Below are 20,664 nucleotides of genomic sequence, written 5' to 3' on the forward strand. Positions count from 1 at the left end.
CGGCTAACGAAAGGGCGTATTGCCGTGCCTAAATCGCTAGGCAACCTGCACCGGAACCGCTTTGGCTTTGCGCTGTAGTTGGTTGTCGCCTTCGAAATAGGCCACTTTAGGATGGTGCAAACGGGCGTCCACGTCTGACATCTGAACGTAAGAACAGATAATCAGTTTGTCGCCAACGCAAGCGCAGCGCGCTGCCGCCCCGTTGACAGAAATAATGCGTGAGCCACGCTCAGCCGCGATGGCGTAAGTAGAAAAACGCTGACCGTTATCAACGTTATAAATATCAATTGCTTCGTATTCCAGAATCCCAGCGGCTTCCAGAAAATCCTGATCGATGGCGCAGGAACCTTCATAGTGCAAATCAGCCTGAGTCACTTTAACCCGATGAAGTTTGCCTTGCAGCATAGTACGTATCATAGCCTTACCCTTAACCCTAATGTAAACCAGCGAATCTCTGCCAGGCGGAGTTCTCTGGATGAATAACGCTGATGGCGTCAATACTGAGGCAGCCTGCGTTCAGTATATCGACTCAGTTTTGCCGATTTTATAGGTGCTGTCTATATATTGGCGAAGCCTACCGTAAGATAAATTATGACGAAGAATATTTCTGTTGGAAGACTAATGGCATGGGGAATAATCAAGTCGGATACGAACTGAGCACAGAGTATTTTGCTTCAGGCCGTATCCGGTTTATCGGATAAATGCGAGGTTAGTTGATTAAATCAACCTGCTGATTATCGATCAAACGGGCTTTTCCTAACCAGGCGGCCATAAGAATCACCGCGCGCTGGCTTTCAACGGTCAGCGGTTGTAGTGTTTCAGCATCACGGATAAACAGCTCATCCGGAGTGAAGCCCGCTGCGCGAAGCTGTTCCGCCGTGGTTGCCAGCAATTCATCAATCTGACGCTCGCCCAAGGTGAGTTTTTCAGCCAGATCGTTCATGATTTTCGCCAACTGAGGCGCAATCTTGCGTTCTTCTGCAGTCAAATAGCCGTTACGAGAGCTGAGTGCCAAACCGTCTTTGGCGCGCTTGATCGGCACACCGATAATCTCGATGTCATAGCCCATATCGGCTACCATTTTGCGAATCAACGCCAATTGCTGGTAATCCTTCTCGCCGAAACAGGCGATATCCGGTTGGACCAGATTGAACAGTTTGCTGACGATGGTGGAAACGCCACGGAAATGACCGGGGCGGCTGGCTCCTTCTAAAATGGTCGATAAAGCGGGGACATCCACGTAAGTCTGCTCTTCTAAACCTGCTGGATAGACTTCGCTGGCTGCGGGAGCGAACACCAGATCTACGCCTTGGCGAGTCAGCTTCTCACAGTCTTCCTGCAGGGTTCGCGGGTAGTTGGCTAAGTCATCCGGGCGTTCAAACTGCATGGGATTGACAAAGATACTTACCACCACTACATCGGCACGGGCTTTGGCTTCTTCCACCAGAGCAAGGTGTCCATCATGCAGATTGCCCATGGTTGGAACCAACGCAATTCGTTTGCCATCCTGACGCCAACGGCGGATTTCCTGACGTAAAAACGGCAGGGTTTCGATAATCAGCATTCCCTTTCTCCTGAGTTATTGGAAGCAGTGCTCTTCAGCCGGGTAGATTCCCTGCTCAACTTCCTGAATATATTGTTGGATCGCCAAACGGATATCGCCAGCCTGAGCCAAAAAGTTTTTGCTGAACTTTGGTGTATGGCCACTAGTGATACCGAGAGCATCATGCATAACCAAAATTTGTCCGTCAGTAACATTTCCGGCGCCAATACCGATAACCGGAATGGCCAGCTCTTCAGTGACTCGGCTCGCCAGTTCTACCGGCACGCATTCCAACACCAAGAGCTGAGCGCCCGCCTGCTCGAGCGCAATGGCGTCTTTGAGTAATTGGTTGGCTGCAACTTCTTCCCGACCTTGTACTTTATAACCGCCAAATATATTAACCGACTGCGGCGTAAGCCCCAGATGGCCGCAAACCGGCACTGCGCGCTCCGCCAGCATGCGAACGGTATCGCACAGCCAGCTTCCACCTTCCAGCTTCACCATATTGGCTCCGGCGCGCATTAGCTCGGCCGCGTGGGTAAAAGTTTGTTCCGGCGTGGCATAACTCATAAAGGGCATATCGGAGAGCAGGAGGCAGTTAGGCGCGCCGCGACGGACTGCGCGGGTGTGGTAAGCCACATCGGCGACGGTGACTGGGAGAGTGGAGTCAAAGCCCTGTAGCGTCATCCCAAGAGAGTCACCCACCAGCATGACCTGAATACCTTGCTCATAGAATAGTTGAGCAAAGCTGGCGTCATAGGCGGTGAGAGTCGCAAACTTACGCTTTTCCTGTTTCCATTGGCGCAAGTGGGTCAGAGTAGTCGCTTTCATTATTCGTTCTCCAGAAAATAACCCGACAGACCCGAATAACGGAGCGTTATCACACTTGCGGCCTGCAATCAGTTAACGCCAGTCTACCGCTGATTAGTGCATGTAGATAAGGCAGTTACATTATAAATATAGTGGTCTGAATGCTAGCAAACTCTCGGCAGGAATGCACAGAAGGGATAAAAGGTAGGAAGGGGAACGCGAGAGAGCTCGCAACTTAATTTGCAATTACCAAGGGATAAGGCCGTTCTTTGGCACCAATTTAAGGCGATCTACCAGGGATTCTCCGTCGGGGAAAATCAAGTCTGGCGCGATGTCTGCTAGCGGATACAGCATAAACTCGCGCTGTTTCAGACCGTAATGCGGCACCGTCAGACGTTCGGTATTAATCACTCGATCGCCGTACAGCATAATATCCAGATCCAGCGTGCGGGGTCCCCAGCGCTCATCTTTACGCACACGTCCCTGATTACGTTCGATTTCCTGGGTATGATCGAGCAATTGTTCTGGAGGTAACGCCGTGTCGAGAGCGACCACGGCGTTAAGAAAATCAGGCTGATCCTGTGGTCCAAGGGGTTTAGTGCGATAAAGCTGCGAACAGGCGACCAAACGGGTGCGCGGAAGGTGTTCCAGCGCCTCCAAAGCGGTTTTAACCTGTTGCAGCGGTTGTGCAAGGTTGCTGCCCAACGCGATATAAACCCGGATCATAGACCTGTTATGCCCCTTCTTTACGTTGGGTTGGCTTGCGCGGACGGCGTGAGCGAGAACGGCGCGGCGCAGGGTCGGCACCCAAAGTATTCAACATCGCTTTTTGATGCGGCGGCGTAGCTTCCTGGAATTCACCCCACCACTGAGTTAAACGCTGTAGTTCATGGTTGTTTTCCACTTCTGCACGCAGAGCCAGCAAATCGTAGGCCGCGCGGAATTTCGGATGCTCCATCAGTTTGTGCGCCCGTTTGCCCTGACGGCGAGACAGACGTAACTGCAACAGCCAAATATCCCGTACCAGCGCAGTAATGCGTTTTGGAATGGCCAGTGAACGGCATTCTTCATCCAAAATATCATTCATCGCCAGCGCGAAGGCATCGTAATAAGCCAGACCGCTTTCCTGCGCCAGTTTTTGCGCATGTTCGATCAATGGATACCAAAGCATAGCTGCAAACAGAAACGCCGGGTTGACCCGCTTATCATTTTGCAGACGGTCATCGGTATTTTTTAATACCTGAACCAGAATTCGCTCCATTGGCGAATCATTATGCTCAGTAAAATTACGGGCAATCAGCGGGAATAACGGCTGGAAAAGCTGATATTCACACAGTTTAAGATAAGTTTTGTAACCGTAGCCGGATTGCAGCAGTTTGAGCGATTCTTCGAACAGACGCGCTGGCGGAATCTCACGCAGCAGCGAAGCTAAGCGCGGGATCGGCTCGGCGGTTTCCGGGCTGATGGTCATATCCAGCTTGGCGGCAAAACGCACGGCGCGCAGCATTCGTACCGGATCTTCACGATAGCGAACTTCCGGATCGCCGATCAGGCGAATAATCCCTTGCTTCAGATCGCGCAGGCCGCCGGTGTAATCCCGCAGGGCAAAATCGGAAATTCCGTAATACAGGCTGTTGATGGTGAAGTCACGGCGCTGTGCATCTTCCTCGATGGATCCAAAGATGTTGTCGCGCAGCAACATACCGTTCTGAGCTTGCTGAGAAGAATTTTTATCATTGCCCTCAGGTTGTTGCTGTTCGTGATGACCGCGGAAGGTGGCCACTTCGATAATTTCCGGCCCGAACATCACGTGAGCCAAACGGAAACGGCGGCCAACCAAACGGCAGTTACGGAACAGTTTACGAACCTGCTCGGGCGTCGCGCTGGTGGTGATATCAAAATCTTTTGGTTTTTTGCCAAGCAGTAAGTCGCGGACACCGCCGCCGACCAGATAGGCTTCATAGCCTGATTTATTCAGACGATAGAGTACCTTCAGCGCATTATCGCTGATTTCTCTGCGGGAAATATTGTGTTGATCCCGTGGGATTACCGTCATTTGACGTTTTTCCTCAGGCTGCACCGCTTGTTTGACGCGGCCGGTATCAGTTCTAGCGGGCCTTTTTTCTTTGCGGGCCACTTTATCTTCACCGGTAACTTTATCTTCACGGACAGTTTTGTCTTCGCGGATCAGTACTTTACGGCAGAAATTGGCTACTCGGGTAAAAATGGTACACCTCGATAGTGACTAATAATAAACAGAACTACGGAAAAACAGCGGCTAATCATAGCTCACCGAGGTTCCTTTGAGAATGCCGTTATGTTTTCTGGCTGAGTTATTGCACCCTGATGGGGAAGTAAATCCAGGCTCCAGTGTTCAACTGCCCAGCGTAATAATAACGATAGATCAAGATCTTGCCAGCTTTCTGCCACCGGTTGACGCAGAAATTTCAGTGCGGCGACTAAAATTGGGCGCGGATCGCCATCAGGTAGCGGAGGCGCGTGATTCTGCTTAGATAGCTTATTACCGTCATGATTCAACGCCAATGGCAGATGAATATAACTCGGCACCGGCGCCTGCAACTGGTGATACAGCGCAATCTGACGCACCGTAGGCTCGATCAAATCGGCTCCGCGCACGATTTCTGTCACGCCCTGAAACGCATCGTCTACCACTACCGCCAGATTGTAGGCGAACAGCCCATCACGACGGCGAATGATAAAATCCTCTTCAGCCAACGCGGGATCGGCATGGAGCGATCCCAGCAGTCGATCTTGAAAAACGTAAACCGGATGGGTTTGGCGCAGACGGATAGCGGCGTTATCGGGCGGTAAATGCAGGTTGCGGCAATGACCGTCGTAGAAACCGCCAATTTGCTGAATGCGGCGACGGGTACAGGTGCAGTAATAGCTTAATCCTTGTTGGCGCAGCCAATCAAGGGCGGCGCGGTATGCATCGAGGCGTTGGGATTGATAGATAACCTGACCGTCCCAGTGGAGGCCATAATGGTCTAAAGTGGTGAGGATGCGACCAGCAGCGCCCGGAATTTCCCGAGGCGGATCAATATCTTCAATACGAACTAACCAACTTCCGCCTTGAGCACGGGCTTGCAGGTAACTTCCGAGGGCCGCAATCAGCGAGCCAAAGTGTAAATCTCCGGAAGGAGAGGGAGCAAAGCGCCCCACATAGCGATGATTTTCTGACATAAATAGAGGGAGGTTGCTCCCGTTGTGTTATGCGGTGCCAGGGAAAGCCCGGCACCGTGTTACACGTTCTTGCTGAATTAGCCAGCCATCTGCTTTTCGCGGATTTCAGCCAAAGTTTTACAGTCAATGCATAAATCCGCAGTTGGCCGTGCTTCCAAACGGCGAATACCGATTTCTACACCACAAGATTCGCAGAAACCGAAATCGTCATCTTCTACTTTTTTCAGCGTTTTCTCGATCTTCTTAATAAGCTTGCGCTCACGATCGCGGTTACGGAGTTCAAGACTGAATTCCTCTTCTTGAGCAGCGCGGTCAACCGGGTCAGGGAAGTTAGCAGCTTCGTCTTGCATATGAGATACAGTACGATCTACTTCATCCCTGAGCTGATTGCGCCATGCTTCAAGAATCAGCTTGAAATGCGAAAGCTGGGCGGCATTCATATACTCTTCGCCTGGCTTCTCTTGGTACGGCTCCACCCCAGCGATGGCGAGAATGCTCAAGGACGAGGTTTTACGTTTTTGCCCTTCTTGCATGATGCTTCTCCTACATTCATACGCACTATCGAACGATTCCCCAAAGTACGGGGGAAAAATCAGGCCGCTATAAATAACAGATGGAAGGTAGGTTGGCAATTATTCCTGTCGCCTGCTTGACAATGCTGTGAAGGAAGGCGTATTTGGCGAGACCCTATGCGGCAATCGGCTTTTTATTCAGCAGTTGGCCACTAGTGACTAAACCGTTAATAACGGTATACGAGCAGCAAGCTCAATACCGCCAGGCGATAGTTGAAAACCGTAACAGATAACTTCCACCCCAGACGCTTGAGCCTGCGCCAGCAAATCGGCATAACGCGGGTCAATATGTCGGGACGCTGCAACCTGGGTAATACCCGAATGCAATACGGCAAAGAACAATACTGCCCGGTGCCCATCGGCAACCTCGTTTTTTAGCTCCCGCAGATGCTTCTGACCCCGTAGCGTCACCGCGTCGGGGAAATATCCGCACTGTTGTTGCAATAAGGTTACAGACTTCACTTCAATATAGCAGTTGGATCTATTTTCTGCCTGTAATAACAAGTCGATACGGCTATTTTCCGCGCCGTACTTTACCTCAGGGTAGACAGCACTGTAACCGGATAATTCTGGTATTGCATCCAGTGTTATTGCTTCGTAGACTAACTCATTGGCACGCATAGTATTAACGCAGATCCAATCCCCGGTTTGGGTATGGGTGAGCTCCCAGGTATGGGGATATTTACGCTTAAGATTGTCCGAAGTGGAATACCAAACTGTGTCACCCGGTGTTGCACATCCGGTCATGGCTCCGGTATTGGCGCAGTGAATAGTGAGGGTTTCACCTTCGGGCGTCATCACATCCGCTAGAAAACGCTTATAACGCTGAATCAGAGTGGCGTGTTGCAGCGGGGTCTTAAATCGCATCTTGTTTCCTTTTTTTCTCACCCAATGGCCAGCTTTGTATCACTTTATAGCGAGTACGCCCACGGCTATAGACGGATTCATAAAGCGAGAACTGGCTCGGCGTAAATTGGCCGGCGTCTACTTTGGGCGGCAGGTTGACCGGGCGTGTGGCATGGCGAAACAGCGTGACATGGGGGTGAAACGGCATCGGGTTTTGGTAGCAACCGCTGCGTGCCGCCTGAGATCGCAGCAATTCTGCTAGCTGTAGCAATCCTCTGGGGGCTTGTTTACAGCCGAGCCATACCACGCCGGAACCGGGCCAGTGGCCGAGATCGTCCAGAGTCACGGTAAAGGCCGGCTGCTCGATACGGCCAGCCAGTTGCCGAAGCGCCTGCGATTTCTGCTCGCTCACTTCTCCCAGAAAGGCCAGCGTCAAATGCAGATTGGCGGCGGCGATCGGGCGGCCGGTTTCTTCGGGGAAATGATCGGCTCGCCACTGAATAATGTGCTGTTGGCGCGATCGCGGCAGTGCCAAAGCGAAAAACAGGCGGCGGCTCGGATTATTTGCTAAATCTGTCATTAATAAGGTTTCGCATCGTTAAAGCCTGGCTAAATACGGCGTAAGGGCTAGATGCTACAATGCCTGACTGTGAAAGTTAACCTTCGTGGAGTGTGCTGTGTCTTCTTTGCCCGTCAGTGCTGTTGTTGACGATCTATTATCTGCGTTGCAATCTTCGCCGCAAGTCTTGCTTCATGCCCCAACTGGCGCAGGGAAGTCCACTTGGCTGCCGCTGCAAATTCTGCAACGGGGCGGGTTGGCAGGACGCATTATCATGCTGGAACCTCGTCGGCTGGCGGCAAAAAACGTAGCTTATCGTTTGGCGCAGCAACTGGGGGAGGAACCGGGGCAAACCGTGGGTTATCGCATGCGTGCCGAAAGTAAAACCGGCCCGAATACCCGGCTGGAAGTGGTTACCGAAGGTATTTTGACCCGGATGTTACAACAGGACGCTGAGTTGCAAGGCGTGTCGCTGGTGATTCTGGATGAATTCCATGAGCGTAGCCTACAGGCGGATCTGGCACTGGCGCTGCTGTTAGACGTACAGCAAGCACTGCGGGAAGATTTGAAGCTGTTAATTATGTCAGCAACGCTGGATAACCAACGGCTTTCTGCGTTATTGCCTGATGCTCCAGCGATCGTTTCTGCCGGGCGCAGTTTCCTGGTAGAACGCAGCTATCAGCCACTATCCAGCCATGAGCGATTAGAGGATGGCGTTGCCAACCGGGTGAAACGCTTACTGAACCAAGAATCTGGTTCTCTGCTGCTGTTTTTACCCGGAGTGACGGAAATTCATCGGGTTATGGAACGTTTGAGCGGTGAAGTGGCCGCAGATACCGATCTTTGTCCGTTGTACGGCGCACTGCCGCTGGGCGAGCAGCAAAAGGCCATTCAGCCAGCGGCTACGGGTCGCCGCAAAGTGGTGTTAGCCACCAATATTGCTGAGACCAGTTTAACCATCGAAGGCATTCGGCTGGTGGTGGATAGCGGGTTGGAGCGGGTTGCGCGTTTTGATCCTAAAAATGGTCTAACGAGATTATTAACTCATCGTATTAGTCAGGCGTCAATGATTCAGCGGGCTGGGCGAGCCGGTCGATTAGAATCCGGGATTTGCTGGCATCTGTTTGCCAAAGAGCAGGCGGAGCGAGCGCCGGAATACGCCGAGCCGGAAGTGCTCAGCAGCGACTTATGCAGTTTCTGGCTGGAACTGCTGCATTGGGGGTGTCAGGACGTTTCCCAGCTAAACTGGCTGGATTGTCCGCCCGCGCCTGCTTTATCGGCGGCACAGGATCTACTGCGGCGTTTGGGAGCCATTGATGACAACGGCCAGTTGACGATGATGGGGCGATCTATGGCGGCGTTGGGCTGTGAGCCGCGTTTAGCGGCGATGCTGTGTGCGGCGGCGAAGCATGGCGAGGACGCACTGGCGACAGCCGCGCTGCTGGCAGCAATTATTGAAGAACCCCCACGCGGCGGCCAGATCGATTTACATGATTGGCTCAGTCGCCCTCAGGCTCATTGGCAGCGACGCGCCAGACAATTACAGCAACGTTTGCCGCAGCGGGCAGGCAGCGTCAATAGCGATTTGGCCGGTTGGCTATTGGCACTGGCCTATCCGGACCGTATTGCGCAGCAGCGTGGCCAGGATGGGCGTTATCTGCTGGCTAACGGTATGGGCGCGGCAATGGCGCAGGATGAAGCTTTGTCGCGTGCTCCGTGGCTGGTGGCGATGAGTTTGTTACAAAATGCCAGCGGGCCGGACGCACGCATCTTGCTGGCGCTGCCGGTTGATATCGATCAATTGGTTAAACAGTCTCCCCACTGCGTGACGGAACAAACGGCGGTGGAATGGGATGAAGAAAAAGGGACTTTGCGCGCCTGGCACCGCTGGCAGATTGGCCGCTTAACTCTAAAAGCCCAGCCGTTGAGCAAACCCAGCGATGAGGCGCTACAGCAGGCATTGCTGAACTGGGTGCGTGAGCAAGGGCTAAATGTATTGAATTGGGATGAGAATGCCCGCCAGCTTCGCACTCGCCTACATTGTGCCGCGCGCTGGCTGCCGGAGGCCGAATGGCCTGCGGTGGACGATCAGAGTTTGCTGGACAATCTGGCGCTGTGGCTACAACCCTCTCTACAGGGTGTTCGCGATTTGCGCGGTCTGCGGCAGGTTAATATTGCTGAAGCTTTAACCCGTTTATTAAGCTGGCAACAACGTCAGCGGCTGGATAGTGCGCTGCCAAGTCATTACACTGTGCCCACGGGTAGCCGCCTATCTATTCGTTATTATGATGATAAACCGCCGATATTAGCGGTGCGGCTACAGGAAGTTTTTGGTGAACAAAGCAGCCCGCGCCTTGCAGAAGGGCGGGTTGCCGTGGTGCTGGAGCTGTTATCTCCCGCTCACCGCCCTTTACAGATTACCGGTGATTTGGCCGCGTTCTGGCAGGGAGCCTATCGGGAAGTACAAAAAGAGATGAAAGGGCGTTATCCCAAGCATGTCTGGCCGGACGATCCGGCGAATACCTTACCGACTCGGCGCACCAAGAAGTATCAGCGCTGATTATTTCAGATGTTTCCTCTTCCCCCGCTCTGAGGTGGAGGGGACATTAAGCGGCTATGCCGGCCAATACGCGTGGAAGTAGTGGAGAAAATGCATGTCAGATGACCGCGAGCCTACGGGGCGCAAAGGTAAAAAACCTGCGGCCAAATCCGCGTTGAAACGGCCCTTGGGTCGCCGACGTAATGAAGATGATTATGAAGAAGACTATCTGGATGATGATGATCGCGACGATGATGACTATGACGACGAGGATAAACCCGTGCCAAGAAAGGTAAAATCCCGTCCTGCGCGCAAAAAGCGCCGTTGGCTCGGCCTATTGATCAAACTGTTTATCGTGGCGGTGGTATTGCTGGCGGTTTACGGCGTATATCTTAACTCGCAAATCCGCAGCCGTATTGATGGCAAAGTTTGGCAACTGCCAGCAGCGGTTTATGGCCGCATGGTTAACCTTGAGCCGGGCATGGCTTACAGCAAAAAAGAAATGGTTAATTTGCTGGAAGGAATGCAATACCGCCAGGTGAGCCGCATGACCCGACCGGGCGAGTTTACGGTGCAAAACGACAGTATTGAAATGCTGCGTCGACCGTTTGATTTCCCGGATGGTAAAGAAGGGCAGATCCGCGCTCGTCTGGTATTCAAAAACGATCGTCTGGCGCAGATTGTCAATCTGGATAATCAGCGAGATTTCGGTTTCTTCCGTCTCGATCCTAAATTGATCACTATGCTGCAATCGCCAAACGGCGAGCAGCGCCTGTTTGTACCACGCGCTGGTTTCCCGGATCTGCTGGTAGATACCTTGCTGGCAACGGAAGATCGTCATTTCTACGAGCACGACGGTATCAGCCCTTATTCCATCGGGCGTGCGGTAGTGGCTAACCTGACCGCGGGGAAAGCGGTACAGGGCGGTAGTACCTTGACTCAGCAGTTGGTAAAAAACCTGTTCCTGACCAACGAGCGATCTTTGCTGCGTAAAGCCAACGAAGCCTACATGGCGCTGTTGGTGGACTATCGCTATAGCAAAGATCGTATTCTGGAGCTGTATCTGAACGAAGTGTATCTCGGTCAGAGCGGCAGCGATCAGATTCGCGGTTTCCCGCTGGCTAGCCTGTATTACTTTGGTCGTCCGGTGGACGAACTGAGTCTGGATCAACAGGCCATGCTGGTAGGGATGGTGAAAGGGGCGTCGCTGTACAACCCGTGGCGTAACCCGAAACTGGCGCTGGAACGACGCAATCTGGTGCTGAAACTGCTGCAAAATCAGGGGATCATCGATGTTGAGCTGTATAACATGCTCAGCGCCCGTCCTCTGGGCGTACAGCCGAAAGGCGGCGTCATTACGCCACAGCCTGCCTTTATGCAGATGGTTCGTCAGGAGCTACAGGAAAAACTCGGCGACAAGGTAAACGATCTGTCCGGCGTGAAGATCTTTACTACTCTCGATCCGGTATCACAGGACGCCGCTGAGAAATCCGTGGAAGACGGCGTTCCGGCGCTGAAAGCGGCACGCAATATCAAAGATCTGGAAGCGGCGGTAGTGGTGGTCGATCGCTTTACCGGCGAAATCCGGGCAATGGTCGGCGGCGCGCAGCCACAGTTTGCCGGTTTCAACCGGGCTATGCAGGCGCGGCGTTTGATTGGTTCTCTGGCGAAACCGGCGACTTACCTCACCGCCCTGAGTCAGCCGGACAAATATCGCTTGAATACTTGGCTGGCGGATCAACCGGTGTCTATCAAATTGCCGAACGGCACCAGCTGGCAGCCGAAGAACTATGATCGCCAGTTCCGTGGGCAAGTGATGCTAATGGATGCTTTGGTAAACTCGCTGAACGTACCGACGGTGAATCTGGGGATGGCGGTTGGCTTGGATCAAATCAGCGCCACGCTACAACGCTTGGGCATTCCTAAATCGGTCATTAACCCAGTTCCGGCTATGCTGCTCGGGGCTATCGATCTGACGCCAATAGAAGTGGCGCAGGAGTATCAGACTATTGCCAGCGGCGGTAACCGAGCTATGTTGTCGGCGGTGCGCTCGGTGATTGCGGAAGACGGTACCGTGCTGTATCAGAGCTTCCCGCAGGCGGAGCGTATGGTTCCGGCACAGGCGGCTTACCTGACGTTGTACACCATGCAGCAAGGGGTACAGCGCGGGACTTCTCGATCTCTGTCAGCCAAGTTTGGGAAATACAATCTGGCGGCGAAAACCGGTACTACCAACGATTTGCGCGATAGCTGGTTTGCCGGTATCGATGGCAAAGAGGTAGCCATTGTTTGGGTTGGGCGCGATAACAATGGTCCCGCCAAGCTGACCGGGGCGAACGGGGCGTTAACGCTGTATCGTCGCTATCTGGAAAACCAAACTCCGCTGCCGTTGATGCTACAACCGCCGGAAGGGATTAGTCAGATGAGTATTGATTCTGCCGGCAACTTTATTTGTGACGGTGGCAGCTGGCGCACCATACCAGTGTGGACCGAAAACCCGCAGGGCTTGTGTCAGGCAGCGGCTGAACCGCAGCCACAGACCGAAGGTGACGGTGTAGCCGGTTGGATCAAAGATATGTTCGGGCAGTAACTTCCCGCTAAACTGGCGCGGCTTCGGTCGCGCCAGTCCTTTCCTGATTTTCCCTCGTATTATCCCTGACGTCCGCTCTTTTGATCTGGCTCAGAGTTATCCCGCCGCTATCCGTGGATGATGCTGGCCCCTCTGAGAGTGCTCAGCGGTGGCAGGCAATGCTGTTTTTCCGTTAATATCATCGCTGATTATCGTCCGCCCGCAGATCTTGCAGTGGGTTGGTTATTACGCATAAACTGATTGCTTTGATAATTATTATCGTTTTTATTCATTTTCTCATCGTGCCGTTATAACAGGGCGCTATGCTAGGTAATATGCAGGATAGACAGGCTAGGCAATCCAGTAACTTCACTCTTCGGGAACTGAGCTTTTCCGTTCCCGGCCGAACGCTATTACAGCCGTTGTCGCTGAGTTTTCCGCAGGGAAAAGTATGCGGATTGATTGGCCATAACGGTTCGGGCAAATCCACCTTGCTAAAAATGCTGGGTCGCCACCAGTTGCCATCCGCCGGTGAAGTGCTGCTAAACGATATTCCGTTGAGTCAGTGGGATAACAAAGATTTCGCTCGCGAAGTGGCCTATCTGCCGCAGCAATTGCCCGCTGCAGAAGGGATGACGGTGCGTGAGCTGGTCGCTATTGGCCGCTATCCGTGGCATGGAGCATTGGGGCGTTTTCGGCAAGAAGATCGCCAACAGGTGGAGGACGCTATCGCGCTGGTGGATCTCAAGCCTTTGGCTAATCGATTGGTGGACAGCTTATCCGGCGGCGAACGTCAGCGCGCCTGGTTGGCGATGATGGTCGCGCAAAACAGTCGCTGTCTTTTGCTGGATGAACCCACTTCCGCGCTGGATATTGCTCATCAGGTTGAAGTACTGAGTTTGATCCAAGGTTTGAGCCACGAGCGCGGTCTGACGGTGATTGCAGTACTGCATGATATTAATATGGCCGCTCGTTACTGTGATTATCTGGTGGCGCTACGCGGCGGTGAAATGATCGCGCAAGGAGAATCTGAATCCCTGATGCAGGGCTCAGTCTTGGAGCAAATTTACGGCATCCCGATGGGAATTCTGCCACATCCAGCCGGCGGTGCGCCGGTAAGTTTTGTCTATTAATGAATCGATTTTCCTCTGCTGTACCCGATAGAGAACGTCGCCGTTTGCTGATAGCCCTGGCGGTTTCGCCATTGCTTTTTGCCCTGCCGGGCCGAGCTGCATCTTATCCTGATAGCGACAAGATCGTAGCGTTGGAGTGGCTGCCCACCGAGCTGCTAATGGCTCTTGGCGCTACGCCGCTGGGCGTGGCTGATATTCATAATTATCGCCAATGGGTGGAAGAACCTAAGCTACCCGCCAGCGTGATTGACGTGGGTCAGCGTACCGAACCGAATCTGGAGTTGTTGCAGCAACTGGCTCCCTCACTGATTTTACTCTCTGAAGGCTATGGCCCTACGCCGCAGAAACTGGCACCTATCGCACCGAGTATGAGTTTTGCTTTTAACACGCCGGGTGGCTCGCCGTTTGCATCGGGCAGAAAATCCGTGCGTGCCTTGGGGCAACGTTTAGGAATGGAGAAAGCGGCAGAGCGTCATCTGGCCGAACTTGACGCTTTTATCCTCGCCGCCCGTGGGCGATTGCAGGGCTATAACTCAGGTTCGTTACTGATGTTTTCTTTGCTGGATAGCCGCCATGCGCTGGTGATAGGGCAAAATAGCCTGTTTCAAGGGGTTCTTGACGAGCTCAACATCAAAAATGCCTGGCAGGGGGAAACCAATCTGTGGGGCAGCACCATCGTTGGTATCGAGCGTTTGGCACAGATTAATCCGGGGAAAGCTATCTGTTTTAACCACAGTAACGACCAGTTGCTAAAACAGGTTTCCAGTACGCCGCTATGGCAATCAATGTCCTTTGTGCGCCAGCAACGGTTGCGGGTACTGCCGCCGGTATGGTTCTACGGCGCAACCTTATCGGCGATGCGTTTTGTTCGTTTACTGGAACAAGCGTTGGAGCAACCTTCATGAGTGCCGCTTTCCTGCGTTCTCAACGGTTAATACCTATAGGGCTGATTTCTCTGCTGTTGGCTTTCGGTGCGGCGTTAACGTTGTATAACCTCAATCAATTGCTCCCGTTTACCGACTGGTCTCAGGCGCTATGGTCGCCCAATATCGACGATGTGCGACAAATGCTGTTTTATCACAGCCAGTTGCCTCGGGTGGCTGTAGCGTTACTGGCCGGTGCCGGTTTAGGTCTGGTGGGGGTATTGTTCCAACAAGTATTACGCAACCCGTTAGCTGAACCTGCCACTTTGGGGGTGTCTGCCGGTGCTCAGTTAGGGTTGACGGTGGCAACGCTATGGATGCTGCCCGGCGGTGATTTCACGCGTCAACTGGCGGCGATGGCCGGTGGTGTGATCGTCGGCTTACTGGTATTTGGCGTGGCTTGGGGCAAACGAATGTCCCCGATAACGCTGATTCTAGCCGGTTTGGTTCTGGGGCTGTATTGCAGCGCGTTGAGTAACTTACTGGCGTTGTTTAATTACGATCAACTACAGGGACTTTTCCTGTGGAGCAGTGGGACGCTGAATCAGCAGGATTGGAGCGCGGTGCAGTTTATTCTGCCTCGCCTGTTACTTGCCGGGCTGTTGGCGGCTCTGCTGATACGTCCGCTGACTTTACTGGGGCTGGATGATGGCGTGGCTCGTAATCTGGGGCTAGGCCTGTCGCTGGCTCGCCTTGGTGCGTTGGGGCTGGCGATCATTTTCAGCGCGATGCTGGTCAATGCCGTTGGGGTTATCGGTTTTATTGGCCTGTTTGCTCCGTTGCTGGCGAAAATGCTCGGCGCGCGGCGCTTGTCGCAGCGGCTGCTGTTGGCTCCTTTCATCGGTGCGTTATTACTGTGGGTGACCGACCAGATTATGGTTTGGCTCACACCGGTGTGGCGTGAAATTCCCACCGGTGCCGCGACGGCGTTAATCGGCGCGCCGCTGTTGCTATGGCTGTTGCCACGTTTACACAGTGTCACGCCGCCGGCGATGAATATTGGCGATAAAGTGCCGGAAGAGCGCCAAGGTTTACTGAGATGGGCTAGCGCCGGCTTATTACTGTTACTGGCGGGATTGGCGGTGGCTCTGTTGTTTGGCCGCGACGGTCATGGTTGGCAGTGGATTGGCGGCGATCATCTTTCGGCGCTGTTGCAATGGCGCTGGCCGCGGGTTCTGGCTGCTCTGGCTGCCGGAATGATGCTGGCGGTAGCCGGTGCGTTGATACAAAAACTGACCGGCAACCCAATGGCTAGCCCGGAAGTGTTAGGTATTAGCTCTGGCGCGGCTTTTGGCGTGGTAATTATGCTCTTTATTGTGCCGGGCAATGCCTTGGTATGGTTGTTACCCGCAGGTAGTTTGGGTGCGGCGGTGACCTTATTCCTGATTTCGTTTGTCGCCGGGCGCGGCGGTTTTTCTCCCGGCAGAATGCTGCTGGCGGGGATCGCGGTCAGTACTGCGTTTACCACGGTAATCACCATGCTGCTGGCCAGTGGCGATCCGCGAATGCGTGGTGTGCTGGCGTGGATTTCCGGCTCTACTTATAACGTCACCGGTTCACAGGCATTATCTACCGCCATTATCGCGCTGGTGCTGATGGCTTTGGCTCCGCTATGCCGTCGCTGGCTGATGATTTTGCCACTGGGCGGTGTAACGGCGCGAGCGGTAGGAATGGCACTGGCTCCTAGCCGCCTGGCGATATTGCTGCTGGCCGCCAGCCTGACCGCCGCCGCCACCCTAACCGTGGGGCCGTTGAGCTTCGTCGGCCTGATGGCGCCGCATATGGCGCGGATGCTGGGCTTCCGTCGTGCTATTCCACAGTTAATCATTGCGGCCATCATCGGCGGCCTGCTGATGGTGTTTGCCGATTGGTTCGGGCGTATGCTGCTGTTTCCTTACCAGATTCCGGCGGGTCTGCTGGCAACCTTTATTGGCGCGCCTTACTTCGTCTATTTGTTACGTAAACAGAGCAATTAAGCCTTTTATCAGGCGCAGAGAAGACTCGTGCTCTGCGCCAAGTCCTGCCATTTTATAGGGGTATTATACCCTCAGGAAATTATTCTAACCTGACGTAAATTCACCGTTGAAAACTCGGCTAACTCACCGTATTTATTCGTGATTTTCTGTCGCGATCGCATTTTGAAAAGCCTGTTAATAATTTATTTGTGAATGGAAATTATTTGTATTAGTGTTTACGCGTTTTTACACTCCGTCATAACTTCCTTCGCGGTACGCTAATGAAAAATAATCGTCAGAAGTTGTTCACAGAAACTGTTGTTATCGCCACGGCACTGCTGAGTGGCAGTGCTTATGCCGCCGCTGAGACTAACGCCGATACTATGGTGATCTCCGCCAGTCGCACTAATAAAACCGTGGCGAATATTGCCCAGACCACCTGGATTATCGATAACCAGCAGATCTCCGAGCAGGCCGGCGGCGGAAAAGATATCAAAGAAATTCTGGCGCAATTGGTACCGGGTATGGACGTCAGCAGTCAAGGGCGTACTAACTTCGGCATGAATATGCGTGGCCGCGAAATGATGGTGCTCATCGACGGAGTGAGGATGAATACCTCCCGTGCCGGTAGTCGTCAGTTGGATTCTATCGATCCCTTCAATATAGAACGCGTAGAAGTGCTTTCCGGCGCCAGCGCGCTGTACGGCGGCGGCAGTATTGGCGGTTTGGTCAATATCATTACCAAAAAAGGTAAGCCGGGTTCCGAGTTTGAATTCGCAACCGGCGCTAAAAGCGGTTTCAATAATAGCGATGATATGGATAACAACTTTGGCGCGGCGTGGAGCGGCGGCAATGAACATATTGACGGACGCCTTTCTGCTTCTTATCGTCGGTTTGGCGGCGGGTACGATGGCAAAGGCGATCCTATCACCATGGACATCACCCAGACCGGTTTACAGTATTCCGACCGTCTGGATCTGATGGCCAATGGCGGTATTAATCTGGATACTAATCGCCGTATCGAAGTGCTGGCGCAGTATTACAAAAGCGCCGGTGATGGCGATCACGCGCTGTATTTAGGGAAGGATTTCTCCGTTGTGACCGGCAAAGGCGGAAACGCAGAAAACCGCAGCGGTATGTATTCGGACCGCATTCCTGGCACGCAGCGTAACTTGCTGAATTTCACTTATACCGATAAAGATTTCTTCGGTCAGGAATTGTTGGCTCAAACTTATTATCGTAACGAAAAGCTGGATTTCCATCCCTTCCCGCGGCTGAGCGCCAATAAAACCCAAGTCGATAATTATTCCACTTCGCAGCAAAATACCCGTCAATACGGTGCAACGGTAGCCATGACCAGTCAATTGACCGACAGGTGGAATCTGACTTACGGCGCGGATATTGATCGGGAGGAGTTTGATGCTAATCAGATGAGCTTCGATATGGCGAAAGCCAATGCCAGTGGCGGCATGAATATGAGCAGCATTTATCAGATTGGCCGCTATCCGGGCTACAGCGTGACTAATAGCGCACTGTTTATGCAAACGGACTATGCGTTAACGGAAATGTTCACGCTGAACGGCGGTGTGCGCTATCAATATGCGAAAAACACCATCAACGACTTTGTGGGAACCACTCAGCAGGAAGCCGTTGCCTCTGGTCAGGCTAAAAGCGCCGATGCTATTCCCGGCGGCACAACCAGCTACGATAATCTGTTATTCAACGCTGGCGTATTGGCACATTTGACTGAAAATCAGCAAATGTGGCTGAACTTCTCTCAGGCGTTCCAATTGCCAGACATCGGTAAATATTACGGTCAGGGCAACTACGTCAAAGTGGGCGACCACTATCAGCTAAAAGACAGCATTAACGTAGCGGATTCTCGCCTGCAAGGGATTAAAACCAACTCCTATGAGTTAGGCTGGCGCTACCTGGGCGATAACGTCACGACCCAATTGGCGGCCTATTACACGCAGTCGGATAAATCGATTAACTACAATAAATCCACGTTAAATATTGATGTGGTGGATAGCAAACGTCGTATTTACGGGATTGAAGGGCAAGTTGATTACAGTCTGCCAATGCCAGAATGGACTACCGGTGCCTCTTTCAACCTGATTCGCTCTGAAAACCAGACAAAAACGGGCTGGAGCAAAGTGACTATCACTGAAGCCAGCCCGTCAAAACTGACCGCTTATGTAGGCTGGACGCCGGGAGACTGGAATTTGCGAGTACAAACTCAGCAGGCGTTCGACGTGACCGACGGCGCGGGAATGAAACTGGATGGCTACAATACTGTGGATATGTTGGGTTCTTACAGTCTGCCGGTGGGCAAGGTTTCTTTCTCTATCGAAAATCTGCTGGATACGGAATACACCACGATTTGGGGCCAACGGGCGCAGGTCTTCTACAGCCCGCTTTATGGGCCGGCCTCGCTGTATGATTTCAAAGGGCGCGGACGAACCTTTAATCTCGGTTATTCTGTGACTTTCTGATAGCCCGCAGGGAATAAAAAAACCCGCTTAAAAGGCGGGTTTTTTTACGTTTAACGTCAGGTGAACATTACAGCTTGGCGAAACAGCGGCGAGCGGCATCCACGGTTTTCTGAATGTCTTCTGCGCTGTGCGCTACGGACATAAAGCCAGCCTCAAAGGCGGACGGCGCCAGATAAACCCCTTCTTCCAGCATCAGATGGAAGAAGCGTTTGAAACGTTCCACGTCGCAAGCCATGACGTCCTGATAGCAAGTCACTGATTTAGCGTCGGTAAAGAAAAAGCCGAACATGCCGCCAACGTGGTTAACCACCAGCGGGATATTCTCCTCTTTTGCCGCATGCAGCAGGCCCGCGGCCAGAGTGTCGGTCAGCTCGGTCAGAGTTTCATGTACGCCAACCTGCGATACTTCCGTCAGACAGGCATAACCGGCGGCCATGGCAATCGGGTTACCGGACAAAGTCCCCGCCTGATAAACCGGGCCGGTCGGCGCCAGCGCTTCCATGATTTCCTGACGGCCACCAAAGGCACCCACCGGCATACCGCCACCAATGATTTTACCCAGACAGGTCAGATCCGGCTCTACATTGTAATAGCTTTGCGCACCTGCCAATGCCACGCGGAAACCGGTCATGACTTCATCGATAATCAGCAGTGCGCCGAACTCGTCACACAGCGCGCGCAGGCCTGGCATGAATTCTGGCAGCGGCGGTACGCAGTTCATATTGCCGGCAACCGGCTCGACGATGATGCAGGCAATGTCCTGCGGATATTGTTCGAAAGCGGCGCGAACGGAGGCCAAATCGTTGTAAGTACAGGTCAGGGTGTGCTTGGCGAAATCAGCCGGAACGCCCGGAGAGTTAGGCTGCCCAAGGGTCAGAGCGCCGGAACCGGCTTTAACCAGAAGGCAATCGGCGTGACCGTGATAACACCCTTCAAACTTGATGATTTTGTCGCGATGAGTATAGCCGCGCGCCAGACGGATGGCACTCATGGTAGCCTCAGTACCGGAGTTAACCATCCGCACCATATCCATGGTTGGCACCAGATTGGTGACCAACTCAGCCATTTTCACTTCCATCTCTGTTGGAGCGCCGAAGCTCAGGCCGCGCTCAACTGCTTCAATCACCGCATTGCGCACCGCCGGATGATTATGGCCGAGCACCATTGGCCCCCAAGAACCAACATAATCGATATAGGCTTTGCCATCGACGTCGAAAAGGTAAGCGCCATCAGCCCGATGGATAAAGAGTGGTACGCCACCGACACCGGTAAATGCACGCACCGGAGAGTTAACCCCACCGGGGATCAACTGTTGCGCTTGGGCATACAAACTTTCGGACTTATTCATTAACTGGCTCCTGAATTGGGCTTGGCAAGGAATTAATCCGTTCATTCTAAAGTACTGACGGCGGTTATCAAATAATTGGGCATCTTTCGTGTAGGAATGCGGGCTATAAACTGCTTTCTCATTAAGGAAGAGAGATCGCCAATTAGCGGCATCCTGCGCCAGATCATG

General features: G+C 53.0%; 16 protein-coding genes. 6 read left to right on the forward strand and 10 right to left on the reverse strand.

Annotated elements, in window-relative coordinates; translation table 11 throughout:
* Positions 1-36: 36 nt before the first annotated feature.
* From panD to thpR, 9 genes are all read right to left on the reverse strand, one after another.
* Complete coding sequence (panD, locus tag DBA33_RS00885) at positions 37-417, reverse strand: aspartate 1-decarboxylase (RefSeq protein ID WP_049601330.1); 381 nt, start codon at positions 415-417, stop codon at positions 37-39.
* Positions 418-709: 292 nt separating this feature from the next.
* Positions 710-1,564 carry a pantoate--beta-alanine ligase gene (panC, locus tag DBA33_RS00890; RefSeq protein WP_064516476.1) on the reverse strand — a complete coding sequence of 285 codons (855 nt, stop codon included), beginning with the start codon at positions 1,562-1,564 and terminating at the stop codon, positions 710-712.
* 15 nt (positions 1,565-1,579) lie between these two features.
* Positions 1,580-2,374 carry a 3-methyl-2-oxobutanoate hydroxymethyltransferase gene (panB, locus tag DBA33_RS00895; RefSeq protein ID WP_064516478.1) on the reverse strand — a complete coding sequence of 265 codons (795 nt, stop codon included), beginning with the start codon at positions 2,372-2,374 and terminating at the stop codon, positions 1,580-1,582.
* A 225-nt stretch (positions 2,375-2,599) separates the two neighbouring features.
* Complete coding sequence (gene folK, locus DBA33_RS00900; protein WP_064516480.1) at positions 2,600-3,079, reverse strand: 2-amino-4-hydroxy-6-hydroxymethyldihydropteridine diphosphokinase; 480 nt, start codon at positions 3,077-3,079, stop codon at positions 2,600-2,602.
* Positions 3,080-3,086: 7 nt separating this feature from the next.
* Positions 3,087-4,409, reverse strand: coding sequence for a polynucleotide adenylyltransferase PcnB (pcnB, locus tag DBA33_RS00905; protein WP_235600973.1), 1,323 nt, complete (start codon positions 4,407-4,409; stop codon positions 3,087-3,089).
* A gap of 233 nt (positions 4,410-4,642) precedes the next feature.
* Positions 4,643-5,557 carry a tRNA glutamyl-Q(34) synthetase GluQRS gene (gluQRS, locus tag DBA33_RS00910; protein WP_064516483.1) on the reverse strand — a complete coding sequence of 305 codons (915 nt, stop codon included), beginning with the start codon at positions 5,555-5,557 and terminating at the stop codon, positions 4,643-4,645.
* Positions 5,558-5,634: 77 nt separating this feature from the next.
* Entirely contained in the window at positions 5,635-6,090 is a 456-nt protein-coding gene (gene dksA, locus DBA33_RS00915) for an RNA polymerase-binding protein DksA (RefSeq protein ID WP_002209354.1), read from the reverse strand.
* A gap of 198 nt (positions 6,091-6,288) precedes the next feature.
* Entirely contained in the window at positions 6,289-6,996 is a 708-nt protein-coding gene (sfsA, locus tag DBA33_RS00925; protein WP_064516485.1) for a DNA/RNA nuclease SfsA, read from the reverse strand.
* Positions 6,986-7,555, reverse strand: coding sequence for an RNA 2',3'-cyclic phosphodiesterase (thpR, locus tag DBA33_RS00930; protein WP_064516487.1), 570 nt, complete (start codon positions 7,553-7,555; stop codon positions 6,986-6,988). Before thpR ends, sfsA begins: the two co-directional genes overlap by 11 nt.
* An 85-nt stretch (positions 7,556-7,640) precedes the next feature.
* Here thpR and hrpB point away from each other — a divergent pair, with 85 nt between their 5' ends.
* From hrpB to DBA33_RS00960, 6 genes are all read left to right on the forward strand, one after another.
* Entirely contained in the window at positions 7,641-10,094 is a 2,454-nt protein-coding gene (gene hrpB, locus DBA33_RS00935) for an ATP-dependent helicase HrpB (RefSeq protein ID WP_120805252.1), read from the forward strand.
* A 94-nt stretch (positions 10,095-10,188) separates the two neighbouring features.
* Entirely contained in the window at positions 10,189-12,663 is a 2,475-nt protein-coding gene (gene mrcB, locus DBA33_RS00940) for a bifunctional glycosyl transferase/transpeptidase (protein WP_064516491.1), read from the forward strand.
* A gap of 314 nt (positions 12,664-12,977) precedes the next feature.
* Positions 12,978-13,775, forward strand: a complete 798-nt coding sequence (fhuC, locus tag DBA33_RS00945) for a Fe3+-hydroxamate ABC transporter ATP-binding protein FhuC (protein WP_120805408.1) — start codon at positions 12,978-12,980, stop codon at positions 13,773-13,775.
* A gap of 50 nt (positions 13,776-13,825) precedes the next feature.
* Positions 13,826-14,680, forward strand: a complete 855-nt coding sequence (gene fhuD, locus DBA33_RS00950) for a Fe(3+)-hydroxamate ABC transporter substrate-binding protein FhuD (RefSeq protein ID WP_235601040.1) — start codon at positions 13,826-13,828, stop codon at positions 14,678-14,680.
* Positions 14,677-16,674, forward strand: coding sequence for a Fe(3+)-hydroxamate ABC transporter permease FhuB (gene fhuB / locus DBA33_RS00955; RefSeq protein WP_120805254.1), 1,998 nt, complete (start codon positions 14,677-14,679; stop codon positions 16,672-16,674). The genes fhuD and fhuB overlap by 4 nt, the downstream gene beginning before the upstream one ends.
* Positions 16,675-16,934: 260 nt before the next feature.
* The gene (locus DBA33_RS00960) at positions 16,935-19,148 is read left to right on the forward strand and encodes a TonB-dependent siderophore receptor (RefSeq protein WP_120805256.1); all 2,214 of its coding nucleotides are present in this window, start codon (positions 16,935-16,937) and stop codon (positions 19,146-19,148) included.
* Positions 19,149-19,215: 67 nt separating this feature from the next.
* Here the strand turns inward: DBA33_RS00960 and hemL are convergent, their stop codons facing one another.
* On the reverse strand, positions 19,216-20,496 hold the full coding sequence (hemL, locus tag DBA33_RS00965) for a glutamate-1-semialdehyde 2,1-aminomutase (RefSeq protein ID WP_064516498.1): 1,281 nt from the start codon (positions 20,494-20,496) through the stop codon (positions 19,216-19,218).
* Positions 20,497-20,664 lie beyond the last annotated feature (168 nt).

The sequence above is a fragment of the Yersinia sp. IP36721 genome (genome assembly GCF_003634395.1).
Classification (GTDB): domain Bacteria; phylum Pseudomonadota; class Gammaproteobacteria; order Enterobacterales; family Enterobacteriaceae; genus Yersinia; species Yersinia entomophaga.

Bases quoted from the DNA above. Each gene is read 5' to 3' on its own strand.
- panD (WP_049601330.1), bottom strand. From the start codon at position 417: ATGATACGTACTATGCTGCAAGGCAAACTTCATCGGGTTAAAGTGACT.
- panB (WP_064516478.1), bottom strand. From the start codon at position 2,374: ATGAAAGCGACTACTCTGACCCACTTGCGCCAATGGAAACAGGAAAAG.
- dksA (WP_002209354.1), bottom strand. From the start codon at position 6,090: ATGCAAGAAGGGCAAAAACGTAAAACCTCGTCCTTGAGCATTCTCGCC.
- panC (WP_064516476.1), bottom strand. From the start codon at position 1,564: ATGCTGATTATCGAAACCCTGCCGTTTTTACGTCAGGAAATCCGCCGT.
- DBA33_RS00960 (WP_120805256.1), top strand. From the start codon at position 16,935: ATGAAAAATAATCGTCAGAAGTTGTTCACAGAAACTGTTGTTATCGCC.
- gluQRS (WP_064516483.1), bottom strand. From the start codon at position 5,557: ATGTCAGAAAATCATCGCTATGTGGGGCGCTTTGCTCCCTCTCCTTCC.
- folK (WP_064516480.1), bottom strand. From the start codon at position 3,079: ATGATCCGGGTTTATATCGCGTTGGGCAGCAACCTTGCACAACCGCTG.
- thpR (WP_064516487.1), bottom strand. From the start codon at position 7,555: ATGACAGATTTAGCAAATAATCCGAGCCGCCGCCTGTTTTTCGCTTTG.
- pcnB (WP_235600973.1), bottom strand. From the start codon at position 4,409: ATGACGGTAATCCCACGGGATCAACACAATATTTCCCGCAGAGAAATC.
- hemL (WP_064516498.1), bottom strand. From the start codon at position 20,496: ATGAATAAGTCCGAAAGTTTGTATGCCCAAGCGCAACAGTTGATCCCC.
- mrcB (WP_064516491.1), top strand. From the start codon at position 10,189: ATGTCAGATGACCGCGAGCCTACGGGGCGCAAAGGTAAAAAACCTGCG.
- fhuB (WP_120805254.1), top strand. From the start codon at position 14,677: ATGAGTGCCGCTTTCCTGCGTTCTCAACGGTTAATACCTATAGGGCTG.
- fhuC (WP_120805408.1), top strand. From the start codon at position 12,978: ATGCAGGATAGACAGGCTAGGCAATCCAGTAACTTCACTCTTCGGGAA.
- sfsA (WP_064516485.1), bottom strand. From the start codon at position 6,996: ATGCGATTTAAGACCCCGCTGCAACACGCCACTCTGATTCAGCGTTAT.